Below are 18,031 nucleotides of genomic sequence, written 5' to 3' on the forward strand. Positions count from 1 at the left end.
CATGCACTCTTCCTTTGATTCTCTGATAAAACAGTATCCCTTCCCCATTGCTGAACAGCTGCGCCACTGGGCGGCTCGCTATCCCTCACGAATTGCTGTCGTTGATGCCAAAGGCTCGCTGACCTACAGCGCGCTCGATCTTCGGGTCGATGAGCTTGCTGCAGGGTTATACTCGCTGGGTTTGCGTCCGGGAGAACATGTGCTTATCCAGCTCCCCAACGGCAACGCATTTGTGATCCTGCTGTTCGCGCTGTTAAGACTGGGCGTTATCCCTGTTCTGGCGATGCCCTCGCAGCGGGCGCTGGATATCGACGCGCTGATTGCGCTGGCGCAACCGGCCGCTTATGTGATTCACGGAGAAAACCACGCGGACCTGGCCCGCCAGATGGCGCGCAAACACGCCTGCCTGCGGCAAGTTCTGGTCGCAAGTGAGACCGAAGGCGGCGATTTTACGCCGCTCTTCTCGCTGCGCGGCGAACGGCAGACGTGGCCGCAGCCCGATGCTGGCGCCACCGCGCTGCTGCTGCTCTCAGGCGGCACCACCGGGACGCCAAAGCTTATCCCGCGACGGCACGCTGACTATAGCTATAACTTCAGCGCCTCTGCCGAACTGTGCGGCCTTAATCCACAGAGCGTGTATCTCGCCGTCCTCCCCGTGGCGCATAACTTTCCGCTGGCCTGTCCCGGTATTCTGGGAACGCTTGCCTGCGGCGGAAAGGTGGTATTAACCGACAGCGCCAGCTGCGATGAGGTGATGCCTTTAATCGCGGAACAAGGTGTGACCCACGTCGCCCTGGTACCGGCGCTGGCGCAGCTCTGGGTGCAGGCCAGAGAGTGGGAAGACAGCGATCTCTCTTCGCTACGCGTCATTCAGGTGGGCGGCGCCCGGCTTGACCCAACGCTTGCTGAGCAGGTTATCTCGACGTTTGATTGTCCCCTGCAACAGGTATTCGGTATGGCGGAAGGCCTGCTCTGCTTTACCCGGTTGGACGATCCTCTGGTCACCGTTCTTCACAGCCAAGGGCGCCCTATGTCTCCCCTGGATGAAATTCACGTCGTTGACGAAGAGGAAAACGACGTTGCGCCTGGCGAAACGGGACAGTTATTAACGCGCGGTCCTTATACTATTACGGGCTATTATCGCGCTCCCGAGCACAATGCGCGGGCCTTTACCGCGCAAGGATTTTACCGTACTGGCGACAATGTCAGGCTCGATGAGGCGGGAAATCTGTACGTTGAGGGGCGTATAAAAGAGCAGATCAACCGCGCCGGAGAGAAAATAGCCGCTGCGGAAGTGGAATCGGTACTGATGCGTCTGGAAGACGTAAAGGATTGCGCCGTGGTCGCCGCGCCGGACACGCTGCTTGGCGAGCGGATATGCGCGTTTATCATCGCGCAACGCACTCCCTCTGACTATCAACAGCTGCGTCAAAAGCTGGTCCAAATGGGGATCAGCGCGTGGAAGATTCCCGATCAAATTGAGTTTCTGACCCACTGGCCGCTCACCGCCGTCGGCAAGGTAGATAAAAAGCGCCTGACGGCGCTCGCCATTGATCGTTATCGCCATTCAGCCCAATAAGCGCCCCGCTACCCGAAACAGGTGGAAATAAACCCGTTTCGGGTAGCAGTGCAATTAGAAATAGTTATCATTTTCAATTCACCATTATCGGTATTTTGGCGTCTCGCCGTTTTTCAGGGATTCATCACAATGAAAATGACACGATTTTATCCTCTGGTTCTGGGGGGATTTTTACTCCCGGCCGCTGCTCATAGCCAAACCTCACAGCAAGACGAAAGCACGTTGGTGGTCACCGCCAGTAAACAGTCTTCCCGCTCGGCATCAGCCAATAATGTTTCTTCTACCGTTATCAGCGCGACGGAGTTAAGCGACGCGGGCGTTACCGCCAGTGACAAACTCCCCAGAGTGTTGCCAGGGCTGAATATTGAAAATAGCGGCAACATGCTTTTTTCAACGATCTCGCTACGCGGCATCTCTTCGGCCCAGGACTTTTATAACCCCGCCGTTACCCTGTATGTCGACGGGGTTCCCCAGCTGTCTACCAACACCATCCAGGCACTGACCGATGTGCAGAGCGTAGAGCTGCTGCGCGGACCGCAGGGAACCTTGTATGGCAAAAGCGCCCAGGGCGGGATCATTAACATCGTCACCCAGCAGCCGGACAGCACACCGCGCGGCTATATTGAGGGTGGCGTCAGCAGTCGTGACAGTTATCGAAGCAAACTCAACCTGAGCGGCCCGATTCAGGATGGCCTGTTATACGGCAGCGTGACTCTTTTACGCCAGGTTGATGACGGCGAGATGATTAACCCCTCGACCGGTAGCGATGATTTAGGCGGTACCCGTGCCAGTATCGGGAATGTGAAATTGCGTCTGGCGCCGGACGACCAGCCCTGGGAAATGGGGTTTTCCGCCTCGCGCGAATGCACACGCGCTACACAGGATGCCTATGTGGCATGGAATGATCTCAAGAGCCGTACGCTGTTTCTTAGCGAGGGTTCACCGGACCCGTACCTACGGCGCTGTACTGACAGCCAGACGCTAAGCGGTAAATACGCTACCGATGACTGGGTTTTCAATCTGATCGGCGCCTGGCAGCAGCAGAATTATTCCCGGACCTTCCCTTCCGGCTCGTTGATCGTCAATATGCCCCAGCGCTGGAACCAGGATGTGCAGGAGCTACGCGCCGCCACCCTCGGCGATACGCGTACCGTGGATATGGTATTTGGGTTGTACCGGCAGAACACCCGCGAAAAGCTAAATTCCGCCTATGATATGCCGACGATGCCCTATTTAAGCAGCACCGGCTATACCACCGCTGAAACCCTTGCCGCCTACAGCGATCTGACCTGGCATTTAACCGAGCGTTTTGACATCGGCGGCGGCGTGCGTTTCTCGCATGATAAAGCCAGCACGCAGTATCACGGCAGCATGCTGGGAAACCCATTTGGCGACCAGGGTAAAAGCAATGACGACCGGGTGCTCGGACAGCTCTCCGCAGGCTATCTGCTGACCGACGACTGGCGAGTATATACCCGCGTCGCCCAGGGATATAAACCTTCCGGATACAATATCGTGCCAACCGCAGGTCTTGATGCCAAACCGTTCAACGCGGAAAAATCCATCAACTATGAAATTGGCACCCGTTACGAAACCGCCGACGTCACGCTGCAAGCCGCCACCTTTTATACCCACACCAAAGATATGCAGCTCTACTCTGGCCCGGTCGGAATGCAGACCTTAAGCAATGCGGGGAGAGCCGACGCCACCGGCGTTGAGCTGGAAGCGAAATGGCGGTTTGCCCAAGGCTGGTCATGGGATATCAATGGCAACATGATCCATTCCGAATTCACCAACGACAGCGAGCTGTACCACGGCAACCGGGTGCCATTCGTACCGCGTTACGGCGCGGGAAGCAGCGTGAATGGCGTGATTGATACGCGCTATGGCGCACTGATGCCCCGGCTGGCGGTTAATCTGGTGGGGCCGCATTATTTCGATGGCGACAACCAGCTGCGGCAAGGCACCTACGCCACCCTGGACAGCAGCATTGGCTGGCAGGCGACGGAACGGATGAATATTTCCGTCTATGTCGATAACCTGTTCGACCGTCGTTACCGTACCTATGGATATATGAACGGCAGCAGCGCCGTCGCGCAGGTTAATATGGGCCGCACTGTCGGTATCAATACGCGAATTGATTTCTTCTGATCCAACGATGCAGGGATGCAATAATCGCATCCCTGCCATCACGGAATTTAACGCGTTGACGTCAGGAGAATGCCCGAACCCTAGCCAGCAACAAAATCTATATTGTCACTGGCCGGCCTTGAAGATAATTCCATCTGCCTGTAGCCCAAGGAATTCACCGCTTACTTCGTCGGAATAATCAGCACCTGGCCCGGATAGATTTTATCGGGATGCGTCAGCATTGGTTTGTTGGCTTCAAAAATACGTTGATACTCATTGGCGGAGCCATACATCGCTTTGGAGATGGCGCTCAGGGTGTCGCCGGATTTGACCGTGTAATAACGACTTTCCGCCCCGCTTTGCGTCACCTTCACGCTGTCATTAACCTGACCAACGCCGGTGACATTCCCTACCGCCACCAGAATTTTTTCCTTATCTTCTTGCGAACCGACATCGCCGGTAACCGTCGCGGTGCCGTCGTCCGCAACATCGATATTGACCTTTTCGGCGCCGGGAAGATTAAGACCATCAATATGTTTTTTCAGCTTGTCGGCCTTATCTTCCTTGCTGCCGCCGGAGACGGCGTCCCATATTTTCTCGCCCGCTTCTTTGACAAAATTTAATAATCCCATCGTTCCATACCTCCATTACTGTTTCACGATCGAATATTCATCGGAACGGTTAAGCCCATTTCCAGGATGTCGGTTGTTCTACCCATAGCGGCCAGCACAACCTGCCATCAAAGTATAATCAATAAGCGTCAACGTGCAGGATATTTGCCCGGCAATGGCAGGAAAGTCTGTATTCTGACCGGGCGACATGACATGAAATCTGTAGTTGACCCGCATCGTATAAGGCGTGTAGTTTTAAGCGGTTCCGTTAGTTTCTGGTTATTTATCTTCAACGAATAATAAGGTCAGAAAATGATTCATCCAGCCCGTTCAACAACGACACGTACCACCGCAACCTGCGGCGGCGTGTGCGTATCTGTGGCTGGAACCTGATAGAACAGAACCACACTCCCCGTTAAACCGGACGGGGACAAACAGCTCTCCGTTCATCACACACTGAATGGAGACACGCCCCATGATTTCATCTGAACATGCGCTAGTGATTATTGATATGCAGGAGGGACTTTTCCGCGGCCCTGATTCCCCTCATTGCGCTGATGCCGTTCTGACAAATATTCTTCTGCTGATCGCTAAAGCCAGGCAGTCACAGGTACCGATCTTTTTTATTCGCCACGTCGGGCCTGACGGCTCCCCATTCTCTGCGAGCAGCCCGTTAACCAGGCTGATAGCTGAGCTGGATGTGGACGTTGAACGGGATATCGTCTTGACCAAAAAGTATCCCAGCTGCTTTCGCGACACCGAATTACAGCGCCAGCTTATGCTGAGAGGCGTGAAGCAGCTGGTGATTGCCGGGATGAAAACAGAGTTTTGCGTCGATACCACCTGCCGGGCAGCGCCGGAGCTGGGATTCACGACTGTGCTGATTTCTGATGCGCATACCACAATCGATAATCCCCATTTATCCGCTCATGAAATCATTGGCCATCACAACCGAACGCTGGCGGGTCCGTTTGTCGCACTTTCAACTGCGGCCGACTGGCGCTTTTGACGAACACCAGGCGAACAGCGGCTTTGCGTTATGTCGGGACGAGAAGCCGCAGGCCGGGATAACGCTGTAGCCAGCGTTTTTCCACGACGCGCTGGCGGAAAATAGCCAGCTTATGCTGCGCAAATACCGGCGTTGGCCGCAGACGGAGCTCAAAGAGATCGTCCAGCCCGTAGGGCGCGATAATCTCAATATGGTCTGTTCCTCCCATTCTGACCGCCATAGCCGTCGCGGTTTCAGGCCAGTACAGCAGCGCATTCTCCGTTGAGTGATAAGGTTGATGTCCGTTGCGTTGATGCATTCTGGCCTGATTTTTCACCGACCAGTTAAAGGCGGAATATTGCTGGCTCAGCCTCTCTTCCAGCGCGCTATCGCAGGCGGAAGTCGCGCTTTTCGCGTCGAACCAGACAACATCCACATCACCCGAAACTGGCCTTAGCCCGTAGCCGTGCAGATGATCCCAGACAGCATCTCTGACAAAGCCGGCGCCAATCCAGCCATCGTTGAGTTCCAGCGCATGCACGGCGTACAGCGCGTTCATTCTTATCGGGTCGTTTAACAACACGCTTTGCAAGAGGTCCTGATATTTCATGGTTTCCCTGTAAACGGCGATCGGTCCGCTAAGTGTATCAGCGTTCAGGAGGCGCCGCTTCAGGCGCCCCTGTTATTCACCTCGCGGCTACGCTTCGTACGCGGCGTGATGGAAATCAATTTCCCACTGCAGTACATCGCCGTAAAGCGCCGACAGCGCCTGCTTTTCGCTTTCACTCAGCGTCATAGCGCAGCGGTCGAGTTCGTTCTTCAGCCAGAGAGCCTGCTGATAGAATGCGTCCTCGGCGTGCATTTCCACCCAGCAGCGCACGTCAGCATCGCTCTGCCGATGTTCGCTCGCCCGTCGGCACCAGAAATAATACATCCACTCCGCGCCGAACATCATCGTCACGATCTGCTCGTAGCTGCCCTCCCGGGCGGTTCGCAGCATACCGTCGCGAAAGCGCCGCACGCCGGGCAGATCGTCCGGATAATCAGCAGGAGTTATCCGCCGTTCTGATAAAACCTGTTCAAACCATGCAATCTGCGTGTCAACCAGAGCATTCAGGACGCCAATCAGCCAGCGCTGCTGATGAATACCTGGCGCCTTGCTGACTCCGAGGGCAAAAATCGCGATTGCCGTCGCGACGAAGTTGCCCTCAAACACCAGATAGCGGTTGAAGACGGCAGGCGGCAGACGATCCTCTTCGATATCCGTCACAAAACGGTGCCGCTGCATTGCCTGCCACACCGGCTGATGCTCGCGCAGCAGGCGTTCGCTAAACGCTTCCATTATGCCTCCTCCAGCGCGGCCTGCGCGATCGACATGAAATGCTTCACCCGGGCCAGTTCAACATTGTTCCACCACACGCCATCGACCTTCATCGTACTGGCCACGATGACCCCCTGAGTCCGCTCGAGGATCTGGCGCACGTTGGCCGGCGTCACCCCGGAGCCTACCAACAGCGGTAGTTCCGTCGCCGCGCGGATCTCGTCAATTTCCGCCATCGTGGCGCTATCGCCCGTACGCTGGCCGGTGGCGATCACCGCGTCAGCCTCGAAGAAATCGACGTCGCGCGTCAGCTCCTGAATCGAACGATCGGCAACGATGGCATGGCTACCGTGCTTGACGTGGCTATCGGCAAAAACGCGAATATGCTCAGCGCGCAGCATACTGCGGTAGCGCAGCGCCTTAGCCGCTGCCCCTTCAATAAATCCTTCATTGGCGATATAGGCGTTGGCCCACTGGTTTACGCGAACGAAATCGGCTCCGCCCGCCAGGGCGATAGCCATCGCCGGGATCGCCGCGTTCGCCAGGACGTTAATGCCTAGCGGCACAGCAAAACGCTCGCGCACTTTCTCAGTAATCACCGCCATCAGCGCGGAAGTTTCGTGACCAATATCCTCCGGTTTGGAAAAAGGAATATCCCCGTGATTTTCAATAATCAGGCCGTGAACGCCGCCTGAAATATAATTTTCAGCATCGCGAAGCGCGCGCTCAATAATATCACGGACTGATTTCCCTCGATATTTAGGCGCACCAGGAAAAGGATCGCAATGAATAACTCCAATAACCGCTTTGCTACGTGAAAAAATAGCTTGTATTGCATTCGTTTTTTCTGCTGAGATAGCAACCATCTTATCCATCCTGTTAAGGGAACACTATGCGTGTTTACGTTACCGGTAATATTACCGTAGATGAAACCTGGTCCATTCCGGATATACCGAAAAAAGGCACTTCAATTCACGGCGTTAAAGTTTCGCAGGATATCGGCGGTAAAGGCGCGAACCAGGCGATTATATTAGCCCGCTGCGGAATAGAAACACGCTTAATTGCCGCCACGGGAAATGACAGCAACGGCGTGTGGATCCGTCAGCAGATAAAAAATGAACCACTGACCTTGCTACCCGACGGTCATTTCAATCAACATAGCGATACCTCGATTATTTTAAATAGCGCTGATGGCGACAATGCCATTATTACCACTACCGCCGCCGCGGATACATTCCGCCTGGATGACATCATTCCGCATATCGCGGATGCCGTCGCCGGCGATATTCTGCTGCAGCAGGGCAATTTCTCCCTGGACAAAACGCGGGCGCTGTTCCAGTACGCCAAAAGCCGCGGTATGACGACGGTATTCAACCCCTCGCCCGTCAATTCTGACTTTTGCCACCTGTGGCCGCTCATCGACATCGCGGTGGTCAATGAATCTGAGGCCGAGCTGCTCCAGCCATACGGGGTGAAAACTTTAGTGATTACCCAGGGGGCCGCAGGTGCCTGGCTGGTCCAGCAGGGCCAGCGCCAGTTTTGCCCCGCCGTGCCCGCCGAGGCGCTTGATACAACCGGCGCGGGCGACACCTTCCTCGCCGTGATGCTGGCTTCCGCCCTGCTGCGCGACGTCGCGCCGGATGCGCTGGCGCTGGCGCATGCCAGCCGGGCTGCCGCCATTACCGTTAGCCGCCGGGGGACGCTCAGCGCGTTTCCCGGCAGCCATGAGCTCGCCGCCCTGTTAACCACGGGCGGCGCGCACTGACCTACTTAAACAGCGAACGGTAGGTATCGACGTTCGCTTTGGTTACCACCGTGGCCGGAACCAGAATGGTTCTCGGCACGGTTTTACCCGAAGTGATGCTGTTCAGCGCCTTCAGAGCTTCGGCGCCCATCTTTTCCGGGTCCTGCTGCAGTACAGCGGTCACGTAGCCGCCGTCAATACCGGAAATCGCCTTCGCCGTCAGATCCCAGCCAAACACTTTAATGTCCTTCTGGCGCCCCTGGTTTTCCACGGCGGCAATCGCGCCGAGCAGCGCGGGTTCGCCGGTGGCATATATCGCCGTCAGGTCCGGATTACCGGTGATCAGGTTTTCCGCCGCGGTCATTGCTTTATCCTGCACATTCTGCCCATCAACAACGTTAGCGATGGTGATCTTCGGATTGCTTTTCAGCGTCTCTTCGAACCCTTTCTGCCGCTGGTTCTGAATAGCCGAGTTCAGCGCGCCGACGATACCCAGCCGCGCCTGGCCGCCCATCTCTTTCTGCACGTAGTCCACGAAGTATTGACCAATAATTCTGCCGCCTTCAATATTATCAACGCCGACCTGGGCTGCCTGTGGCCCGGCCGGTAATACGGCATCAATCGCAATCACCGGAATGTTAGCGGCGGCGGCTTCTTTTACCGCGGGCATAATTCCGTTAACATCGATAGCGGCAACCAGAATGCCTTTAACGCCTTGCTGAATATAGTTTTCAATCGCGTCATTTTGCGCCACGGGATTATCGTTAGAGTTGAATATCACTAAATCTTTGCCGCTGGCTTTTGCCGCATCCTGCGCGCCTTTATTCATCAGATTAAAGAACAGCGCCTGCTGATTGATTTGGACCAGCGCATAAGTCGGAGCGGCCGCGCCGGCGGTAGAAATAAAACTCATTGATGCCAGCATCGTCGTGGCGACAGCAAGTAAACGTAGTTTTCCGGTGTTAAATAACATCATCAGTATCCTCGTCGGGAATAAGTGATAACCAGCAGAGTTCCGCGCCGCATGCGAACGCAGAAGGATTATTTTTTTTGGCGGGCAAATATCGTCTATGTGGCCAGAACCATCATCGATCGTTCGGCGAATACCTGCTTAACTTCATTCCGGCAACCGGTCCGTGTCGGTGCGCGACTGGAATGACTTAAACGGGTTTGGGAATGACTTCCCGGATGATGCGGTAAACTGCCTATACAATTCTCCGCAGATTAAAATTTGTCAAGCATTTATTTATGGCGATTATGAGCGGAGAAATTGCTGTATCCACCGCGCTTAACTATGTTACAGATAGCCGATTCTGGCAGAAATGGCGCAGGAAATGAGTATAAAACGCGTATTGTTATCCGATGTCGCAAAGCTGGCGGGACTGTCGAAAGCCACCCTGTCGCGCTATATGAACAACAGTATTGTGCTGCCGCAGGACACCATCGACCGTATCGAAACGGCGATTCGCGAACTGGACTATCGCGGTAATAGCCTGGCGCGTCGTCTGAGCAAAGGCGGCAGCGAGACGCTCGGCCTGGTGCTCCCCGATATTACCAACCCCTTTTTTGCCGAGTTGGCCGACGCCGCCGAAGAGGCCGCCTCCGCCAGCGGTTATAGCCTGGTGCTGTGCATCACCCGCAATAATCCTGAAAAGGAGTGTCAGTTCATCCGCTGGCTGGATACCTGTCAGGTCGATGGCCTGCTGTTCACCACTAACCGCCCCGATAACGGCCTGCTGCGCAAAGAGGTCCAGCGTCACGAACGCATTGTCCTGCTGGATGAAGATATACCCGGCAGTACGGTGCCGAAGGTGTTTGCCGATAACGTTCAGGGCGGGCGGATCGCCACCGAAATGCTGATCGCCGCCGGACACCGCCATATCGCCTTCGTCGGCGGTCCTGACAAGCTGATGAGCGTCCGCGAGCGCTATCAGGGCTTCTGCACCGCGATGGAGCAGGCCGGTCTGAGCTGGCCGCCCGAATGGGTGATGTACGGCGACTACCAGCGCGAGTTCGGCCAACAGGCGCTGCGTTACCTGTTTAGCCAGCCGCTTCGCCCGACCGCCGTCTTCGCCGCCAGCGACTACCTGGTGCTTGGCCTGCTTGACGGGCTGCGCGCCAGCGGGCTTCAGGCGCCGGAGGCGCTGTCGCTGGTCGGCTTCGACGACGCCAACTATGCCGATTTCACTCAGCCGCGTATCTCAACTATCCGCCAGCCCGCCCGTGAACTGGGCCGCACCGCGGTGAATATCATGATGCGCCTGCTGAACAATGACCAGGATATCCCGGCAGAAACCCGCCTGCCGGTAGAATGGATCGGTCGCGACTCAATCAAGATTTGTTAAGCGCGTCCCAAAATGGCGCAAAAGCGCCCAGTTTTGGCGCAAAAAACGATCAATTCACAATCTGTTCACTATAATCAGTAAACCGGTTTACCGGAATGTAACCAATAAAATCTATTGATTACATATGGTTAAGTTACAGGGCTGCTGTGTAGTTCCTGCCCTGGCACGGATGCTGCAACGTTCTTACTGGCGAACAAATATCTTACGTAGCGTTTGTCCTGACTGTGTTGGCGAGTGCTCTATTCCGCAGGTAAACCGGTTTACTAGCATGTAAACCGTGTCGGATAGCATCTCTCCCGCAGGATGGCGAACATTTTCCCGGCAACAGCGATGGGAGTTATCAGATGCAGCAGCCACACACTACCCCGCCAAGGGTGGAGATGATCAACATCACCAAGACCTACGGGTCGATACGTTCATTGCGCGGAGTCAACCTCGAGCTGGCTCCGGGCGAGGTGCTGGGCTTGGTGGGCGATAACGGCGCGGGGAAATCCACCCTGACCAAAGTACTCTCGGGGGCGGTGATCCCCTCCAGCGGCACGATTCGCATCGATGGCGAACAGCAGCATTTCGCTAATCCGGCCGATTCGCGCCGCTGCCATATCGAGATGGTCTACCAGGATCTGTCGCTGTGCGACACGGTCGACGTCGCGGGCAATCTGTTTATGGGCCGCGAGCCAATGAAATCGGTCCTCGGCATCCCCTTTCTCGACGAGGCCAAAATGCACGCCGACGCCCGGGAGATGCTTAAAGGTCTCGGGATCTCCATTCCGGATACCCGCCTGCTGGTGCGAAATCTCTCCGGCGGCCAGCGTCAGGCCATTGCCATCGCCCGCGCGGCGGCCTTTGACCCGAAAGTGTTGATTATGGATGAACCCACCGCCGCGCTGGCCGTCGCGGAAGTTGAAGCGGTGCTGGAGTTGATTCGCCGCGTTTCCGCTCGCGGCGTGAGCGTGATTCTGATTACCCACCGCCTGCAGGACCTGTTTCTGGTCTGCGACCGGATCATGGTGATGTACGAAGGTACCAACGTCGCCGACAGACGAGTGGCCGACACTAGCCTGAGCGATATCGTTAACCTGATTGTGGGCGAAAAATTCACCGCCCGCTCTGCGGCCGCACATTGAGGTAACAGGATGAGTATCATGAACTTAAGCAGTTCCCGCATGATCCAGCATTCGCTGCCGCGCCGCCTGCTGCATAACCACTCCGGCGTGGTCAGCATCGCGCTCTTTTTCGTTTTCTGCTGCGTGGTGTTCTCGCTGATCACCAGCAACTTTCTCACCGGCACCAACTGGCTCAACATTATCCGTCAGAGCGCCCCGCTGCTGATCGTCGCGACGGCAATGACCCTGGTCATTACCACCGGCGGCATCGATCTGTCGGTGGGTTCCACCCTCGCGCTGGTCGGCGCGCTTTCCGCTATCGCCCTTAACAACTGGGGACTGCCGTGGCCGGTGGTTTTGCTCGGCGGCTTGTTGCTCGGCGGCGTCGTTGGCGCCATCAACGGCTTCTTTATCGCCTATGAGGGCATACCGGCGTTTATCGTCACCCTCGCCACCCTGGCCGTGGTTCGCGGCATCGCGCTATTGGTCACCCAGGGCTACTCGATCCCGGTTCCGGCTGACAGCCTGTTTACCTTTATAGGCCGCGCGTGGGTTGTGGGAATCCCTATGCCTGCGCTGATCGGCATTATGATTTTGGTTATCGGGCACATCGTTCTCAACCATATGCGTTTTGGCCGCTACGTGACGGCTATCGGCGCCAACGCCGAAGGCGCGCGACGCAGCGGGATTAACACCAAAGCGGTCACCATGAAGGTCTATATCATCAGCGGCATGGCCGCCGCGCTGGCGGGGATGATTATCACCGCTCGCCTCGGCAGCGGCTCCTCCAACCAGGGCGAAGGTTTTGAACTGCAGGTCATCGCCGCCGTGGTGCTCGGCAGTACCAGTCTGTTTGGCGGCTTCGGCACTATTATCGGCACGCTGCTGGGCGCGCTGTCGATTGCGGTGATCCAGAACGGGCTGATCCTGTCGCATATTTCTCCGTTCTACACCCAGATTGCCACCGGCACTATTATCCTGCTGGCTATCTGGCTGAACACCCGCATTCTCAACACGGAATCCCACGCCCTGTTCAACGATATTCCGGGCGAATGGCCGTGGCTGCTGGGCTATAACGAAGTAGAAATGCATCCGGAAGGCAAACTGCTGGCGACCGTGGCCGGTACCGGTCATCCGCTGCTGGCTATTCGCGAATATCAACAGGGTCGCTCGCTGGTGTGGACCAGCGATATGTCGGCACACTGGCTGCCGGAAGAGTTTGCCAAATGGCCCGGCTATCGCCAGCTGTGGATTAACTGCCTTGACTGGCTGACGGAACGTCGCTGATGACCACCACCCTTGAGCTCGCCCGGCAGCTGCTGGGCTTTAACACCATCAACCCGCCGGGCAGCGAAGCAGACTGCATGCGGTACTTTGCCGACTGGCTTAACGCTAACGGTTTTGCGGTTTCGCTGTCGTCATTCGGCGAGGAACGCTGCAATCTGATCGCCAGGCTCCCCGGGGCAACGCCTGGTAAACCGCTGGCCTTTACCGGGCATCTGGATACCGTGCCGCTGGGAAATGCCCGGTGGCAGTACGACCCTTTCGGCTCGCAGGTGGAAGACGGGCGTCTTTATGGCCGTGGCTCCAGCGATATGAAAGCGGCGATAGCGGCGTTTGCCGTCGCCTGCGTTCAACAGCGGGAAACGATCCGCGCCGGGCGCGGCGCGGTATTGCTGATTACCGGCGGGGAAGAGACCGGCTGCGACGGCGCGCGGGCGCTGATCGCCTCTGCGCCGTTGCCGGAAGTGGGCGCGCTGATCGTCGGCGAGCCCACCGCCAACTATCCGGTGATCGGCCATAAAGGCGCGCTCTGGCTACGCTGCGAAACGCGGGGAAAAACAGCCCACGGCGCGATGCCGGAACTGGGGATTAATGCTATCTATCTGGCGGCGGATGCGCTGACTAAAATCCAACATTTTTCGCCGGGGGCGCCGCATCCGTTGATGAAGCAGCCCACGGTAAACGTCGGACGTATTGAAGGCGGGCTAAATATTAATTCCGTGCCGGACCGCACGCGTTTCGATGTCGATATCCGCAGCGCGCCCAATTTACAGCACGCCACCATCCGCCAGCGGTTGCTCACGCTGCTTGGCGAGAGCGTCACGGTGTCGACGCTGGTCGATCTGCCCGCGGTACTCAGCGAACAGGATCACGCATGGATAAAACAAGTATATCAGCGCTGCCAGCCGCTGCACGATCGGCCGCTTGAGCCGCGGGTGGTGCCCTACTTTACCGACGCCTCGCTGCTGCTGCCTGCGATGGGCAACCCGCCCTGTATCATTCTTGGCCCCGGCGAACCCTCTATGGCTCATCAAACCGACGAATACTGCCTGGTCAGCCGGCTGGAGGAGGCTGAGCAGCTGTACGGGAACCTGATTCGCGACTGGATGGCGTAAACCGCCCGCGGCGAAGGCAGAAGATACGTGACAGCGTCACTTAACGTCGCTGTCGCGCGTTCGATCCGCCGCATGAAAAATCAGCGATTAGGGTTTGAATAATATCGCGGAATAACAGAGGATAACCGCCTCGTATCCGGAATATCTCGTCGCCAGCAAGGAGGCATTACCCTGTTCATGAAAATCAGCCCGCTGCTCATTTGCACCCTCTCTTTACTCCTTTCCGCCTGCTCGGGTAGTGCTTCTGCGCCGGACAGCACCGAAGACGCTAAAATATCGGCAGAAGCGGATAAAATACTTCGCGATTATCAAACGGGTTCAGATACTTCACCGCAGGCCAATGCCTCACGCTATCTGGCGCGGATCCAGGCGGCTGTCTTCGCTAACATAGACCAGACGGCGTCCTGGCAAGGGCAAACATGCTCGGTGCGCTTAACGCTACAGCGTGACGGGACAGTGCAGAATCCAACGGTCGAGAACGGCGATCCGGCACTATGCGCGCAGGTGATGTCCGCGCTGAAACAAGCCAAAATCCCGCCTGCGCCAGACGAAAAAACCTATCAAACATTCAGTCATCCCGTTCTGGACTTCAGGCCCTGACAGCTCTTTGTGAAATCATTTCGCAGGGGCCATTCGGCCCCTGCATTATTGTCAGAACTCAATGCGCCCGCCGAAATTATAGCGCCGCCCTTCCAGCATCGCCGTCTGCCTGTAGGCGGTGGTGTAAACCGGATTTACATCAAACAGATTGTAGATCCCGCTCATCAGGGTGACGCGCTTAGTCAGGTGGTAACGCGCGCCTAAATCCACCAGCGCGTAGGCGTCCGTTGAGCTGGACTTGCCGATATCCGGCGATCTGCTGCGCCAGCTGGCCTTGGTCCATAGTTCCAGATCGGAAGTGGTGTTCCACGTCAGCGAAACGTTGGCCATACTGCTGGGGAAATCGTTTAGCGCATAGCCTTTATACTCACCGCTTTTCTGTTCGCTGTGGGTGTAGGTATAGTTGGCGTTTGCCTTCAGCGCTGCGGTCACCTGCCAGTCGCCGTTCAGCTCCACACCGTAGATCTGCGCATCACCGACGTTAATATATTGCGACACGCTATCGGCGGTATAGCCATTGTATTGGCACTTCTGGGTAGCCGATGAAGTACAGATGGTATGGTCGCTGATTTTATCTTTAAATTTGGTGTAAAAAAGGGTGGCGTCGAGCGCCAGGGCATCCCGCTGCCAGTACACGCCCAGCTCGGTATTGATGCTTTGTTCCGGCTTGAGATCGTCGTTGCCAATACCGATTTCAGAATAAGGATAAGCCCCATAGACGCTGGTAAAACCGGCATTATTCTGGCGTAAATCCGGTTTTTTATAGCCGGCGGACACGCCCCCTTTCAGCGCCCAGGTTTCGTCAATGGTCCAGTTACCGTACAGCTTAGGCGTAACGTGATAACCGAAATAGCTATCATGATCGAGGCGCGCCGAGGTCGTCAGGGTAAAGTCCGGGACGATCATCCACGCGTCTTCCGCGAATACCGCCCAGCCGTGGCGGGTAATTTTACTGACCGGGGTGACGCCAGGCGCCTGTTTGTCGGCGATACCGAAGGTGTCATTCAGCTCGTTGCGCGTAAAGTTGACGCCTAACGTCAGCTTGTGATCGCCCAGCGTAAAGGTGTTCGCGCTATTGGCCTCAAAATTATTCTGCTTAATAAACTGCGGGTCCATGCCGGGCACGCGGTACTCCGTGCGGGCCTTTTCGTAGCTGATAAAGTTCTTCACCTCCAGCAGGTCATCACCGTACCAGGCATGCTGTGACAGCGATGCCGCATCGCGGTCAAAACCCCAGTACCACTCTTTATCATTATGGGTTTTCTCCTGATTACCTTTGGTGGCGTTCAGATCCCAGAGCTGGGTATCGGTTGGCGACAGAGAAATCGTGGCATCCAGATTTCCGGACTGATGTTTAACAAAACGTTCTTGGGTCGGGCTGTCATCGTCGCGACGGTCAAGATAATCTGCGCCCACGCTGACCCCGAGTTTACCCGGCACGACCGGCCCCATAAAGAAGGCGTTTGTCTGGTTAGTATTGCCGTATTCGCTTTTCTCCTGCAGGAAGTAATTATCCTCCAGCACCCCCGTCCATGTGTCGAGGTTATACGCCTTTTTGGTGATGACGTTGACCACGCCGCCAATAGCGTCAGAGCCGTACAACGAAGACATCGGCCCGCGAATGACCTCGATTCGTTCAATAGCGGCCAGCGGCGGCATAAACGCCGCTTCCGTCCCAATATGATGCCCGTAGGGACGAGATTCGCGGGTAGATTGCTTGATGCCGTTCACCATATACGAGGTATAGGTCGAATCCATACCGCGCATCTGTACATCGCCGGTCGCCAGGCTGCCGTGACCGTTGCCCACCAGCACGCCAGGCATCTCGCGCAACGCTTCGGTGATGTTTTGATTTGAGCGGGTATTCAGCGCCTTCTCATCGAGCACCGAGATCGTCGCCGGCGCCTCGCGCCTCTCCTGGCTGAATCCCGTGGCGGTCACTACCATCTGTTCTTCATTTACTACAGCGCCATCTGCGGCGAAGGCTGCCGCGGGTAGATTCAAGGCGAGCGCCACCGCCACGTCCAGGCGTGTTTTCATCGTCACAAAAAATCCTTAAAATTTAGTTAGATCAATCTTGAGAACGTAGTCAGCCAGGTTGCTTTTTTCGTCCTGTTTGACGCTGGCATAGAGCGTTCCGCCATCCGCTGAAAGCGCCAGGCTGTTGGGCATGGCCGCCGTTTTGATGGTGTGTTTAAGATGGTTGGTTTTCGCGTCGATGATGCTTATCGAGCGATCGTTACGATGGGTCACATAGATTTCATCGCGCCCGGCGTGATAGAGCACGGCGATGGAGTTTGGCGAAGCGATACGATCGACCAGCTTGCCGGAGTCCAGTTGCACCACCAGCACATCGCGGGTATTGGTATCGGCGATATATCCGACTCCGGCGACGGTGTTCAGGGCGATATTGAGGAAGTAGTGGTCAGATTCAGCCGGGTCAACCTTCACCCGGGAAAGCAGTTTCGACGTTTTGCCATTGAGGGTAACCAACTCCCCGTTGCCGGTCACCGCATAAACCTTTTCACCCGAGGTATCAACGGCAAACCCCACCGGATCAATGTTCTTCAACGTGTCAATCAGCTGCTGCTTGCGGGTATCGACCACCCAGAGCAGGCCCTGGCCCTTGCGCCCTATCCCTGACACATACAGACGCTGGTTTAGCTTATCCAGTACGACTTCACGGACGTGAGCCTGTTTCTCCGGATCTGAATCATCGCTTAGCTGAATAGTGTTAATCACCCTATTGGTCAGCGTATCCAGCAGCGTCAGCGAACCATCCAGCGCATTGCCCAAATACAGGATATGGTTTTCTTCATCCAGAGAGAGCGCAAAGGCGCGGCGTTCGGTGGCGATTTTCTCATCAATCCTCAGAGAATCCGCCGTCAGTCGAAAGACCAGCCCCACAGTTTTATCTTTATCAAACGAGGGTGCGGAAGCGGCATACAGCGCCTTCTGACCGTTATCATAAGCCAGCTCATAAACGCCGTGGCCGAGAGACTGAGTGAGGAATTCCCGCTCGCTGAAATCCTTAGCCGAGGCGGAGAGAGCATGCAGACAAAACGAAATGACCAGCGCGCGGCGCGCGACCTGCTTCAGAGATGCGGTTGACATGTAATTTTTCTTTACAGTAGTTTACGGAATGCAAACATTAATGAAAATAAATATCATTTGCAATTACGTTTACCTGCATCTTCCCTACCAATTT

General features: G+C 56.1%; 14 protein-coding genes and 3 pseudogenes. 10 read left to right on the top strand and 7 right to left on the bottom strand.

Annotated elements, in window-relative coordinates:
* The first annotated feature begins 1 nt into the window (after position 1).
* Positions 2-1,579, top strand: coding sequence for a yersiniabactin biosynthesis salycil-AMP ligase YbtE (ybtE, locus tag K7H21_RS14365; RefSeq protein ID WP_049123096.1), 1,578 nt, complete (start codon positions 2-4; stop codon positions 1,577-1,579).
* Positions 1,580-1,708: 129 nt separating this feature from the next.
* Positions 1,709-3,730: a siderophore yersiniabactin receptor FyuA gene (fyuA, locus tag K7H21_RS14370; RefSeq protein ID WP_223035156.1), complete on the top strand. Its 2,022-nt coding sequence runs from the start codon at positions 1,709-1,711 to the stop codon at positions 3,728-3,730.
* Positions 3,731-3,891: 161 nt separating this feature from the next.
* Here fyuA and lysM read toward each other — a convergent pair whose 3' ends face one another.
* Complete coding sequence (gene lysM / locus K7H21_RS14375; RefSeq protein ID WP_004120310.1) at positions 3,892-4,341, bottom strand: peptidoglycan-binding protein LysM; 450 nt, start codon at positions 4,339-4,341, stop codon at positions 3,892-3,894.
* A 454-nt stretch (positions 4,342-4,795) separates the two neighbouring features.
* Between lysM and K7H21_RS14380 the strand changes: the two genes are divergently transcribed.
* Complete coding sequence (locus K7H21_RS14380) at positions 4,796-5,329, top strand: cysteine hydrolase family protein (RefSeq protein ID WP_223035157.1); 534 nt, start codon at positions 4,796-4,798, stop codon at positions 5,327-5,329.
* A gap of 28 nt (positions 5,330-5,357) precedes the next feature.
* Here K7H21_RS14380 and K7H21_RS14385 read toward each other — a convergent pair whose 3' ends face one another.
* The 3 genes from K7H21_RS14385 to K7H21_RS14395 form a co-directional block, all read right to left on the bottom strand.
* Positions 5,358-5,918, bottom strand: coding sequence for a nucleotidyltransferase family protein (locus tag K7H21_RS14385; RefSeq protein WP_223035158.1), 561 nt, complete (start codon positions 5,916-5,918; stop codon positions 5,358-5,360).
* 87 nt (positions 5,919-6,005) lie between these two features.
* Positions 6,006-6,650, bottom strand: coding sequence for a TenA family protein (locus K7H21_RS14390; protein ID WP_123829360.1), 645 nt, complete (start codon positions 6,648-6,650; stop codon positions 6,006-6,008).
* Positions 6,650-7,495, bottom strand: coding sequence for a BtpA/SgcQ family protein (locus K7H21_RS14395; RefSeq protein ID WP_223035159.1), 846 nt, complete (start codon positions 7,493-7,495; stop codon positions 6,650-6,652). Before K7H21_RS14395 ends, K7H21_RS14390 begins: the two co-directional genes overlap by 1 nt.
* Before the next feature lie 26 nt (positions 7,496-7,521).
* On the opposite strand from K7H21_RS14395, the gene K7H21_RS14400 reads away from it, so the two are divergent.
* The gene (locus tag K7H21_RS14400; protein ID WP_223035160.1) at positions 7,522-8,394 is read left to right on the top strand and encodes a PfkB family carbohydrate kinase; all 873 of its coding nucleotides are present in this window, start codon (positions 7,522-7,524) and stop codon (positions 8,392-8,394) included.
* 1 nt (position 8,395) lies between these two features.
* Here the strand turns inward: K7H21_RS14400 and K7H21_RS14405 are convergent, their stop codons facing one another.
* On the bottom strand, positions 8,396-9,349 hold the full coding sequence (locus K7H21_RS14405) for an ABC transporter substrate-binding protein (protein WP_112165032.1): 954 nt from the start codon (positions 9,347-9,349) through the stop codon (positions 8,396-8,398).
* Between the two features lie 346 nt (positions 9,350-9,695).
* Here K7H21_RS14405 and K7H21_RS14410 point away from each other — a divergent pair, with 346 nt between their 5' ends.
* From K7H21_RS14410 to tolA, 6 genes and pseudogenes are all read left to right on the top strand, one after another.
* Positions 9,696-10,718, top strand: coding sequence for a LacI family DNA-binding transcriptional regulator (locus tag K7H21_RS14410; protein ID WP_004120296.1), 1,023 nt, complete (start codon positions 9,696-9,698; stop codon positions 10,716-10,718).
* Positions 10,719-11,098: 380 nt separating this feature from the next.
* Positions 11,099-11,845, top strand: coding sequence for an ATP-binding cassette domain-containing protein (locus K7H21_RS14415; protein ID WP_162626010.1), 747 nt, complete (start codon positions 11,099-11,101; stop codon positions 11,843-11,845).
* Positions 11,846-11,863: 18 nt separating this feature from the next.
* A pseudogene (locus K7H21_RS14420) lies at positions 11,864-12,838 on the top strand (ABC transporter permease); the annotation flags it as partial.
* A pseudogene (locus tag K7H21_RS14425) lies at positions 12,839-13,111 on the top strand (glutamine amidotransferase); the annotation flags it as partial.
* Positions 13,111-14,254: pseudogene (locus tag K7H21_RS14430) on the top strand (M20 family metallopeptidase). The pseudogenes K7H21_RS14425 and K7H21_RS14430, both read left to right, overlap by 1 nt.
* A 146-nt stretch (positions 14,255-14,400) precedes the next feature.
* Positions 14,401-14,823, top strand: coding sequence for a cell envelope integrity protein TolA (gene tolA / locus K7H21_RS14435; RefSeq protein WP_004120265.1), 423 nt, complete (start codon positions 14,401-14,403; stop codon positions 14,821-14,823).
* A gap of 51 nt (positions 14,824-14,874) precedes the next feature.
* Here tolA and K7H21_RS14440 read toward each other — a convergent pair whose 3' ends face one another.
* Together K7H21_RS14440 and yncE are read right to left on the bottom strand one after the other, a co-directional pair.
* Positions 14,875-16,863, bottom strand: a complete 1,989-nt coding sequence (locus K7H21_RS14440) for a TonB-dependent receptor domain-containing protein (RefSeq protein ID WP_049115259.1) — start codon at positions 16,861-16,863, stop codon at positions 14,875-14,877.
* Between the two features lie 15 nt (positions 16,864-16,878).
* Positions 16,879-17,937 carry a 7-bladed beta-propeller protein YncE gene (gene yncE / locus K7H21_RS14445; protein ID WP_049115258.1) on the bottom strand — a complete coding sequence of 353 codons (1,059 nt, stop codon included), beginning with the start codon at positions 17,935-17,937 and terminating at the stop codon, positions 16,879-16,881.
* Positions 17,938-18,031: the final 94 nt, after the last annotated feature.

The sequence above is a fragment of the Klebsiella sp. CTHL.F3a genome, assembly GCF_019890895.1.
GTDB lineage: Bacteria > Pseudomonadota > Gammaproteobacteria > Enterobacterales > Enterobacteriaceae > Klebsiella > Klebsiella grimontii.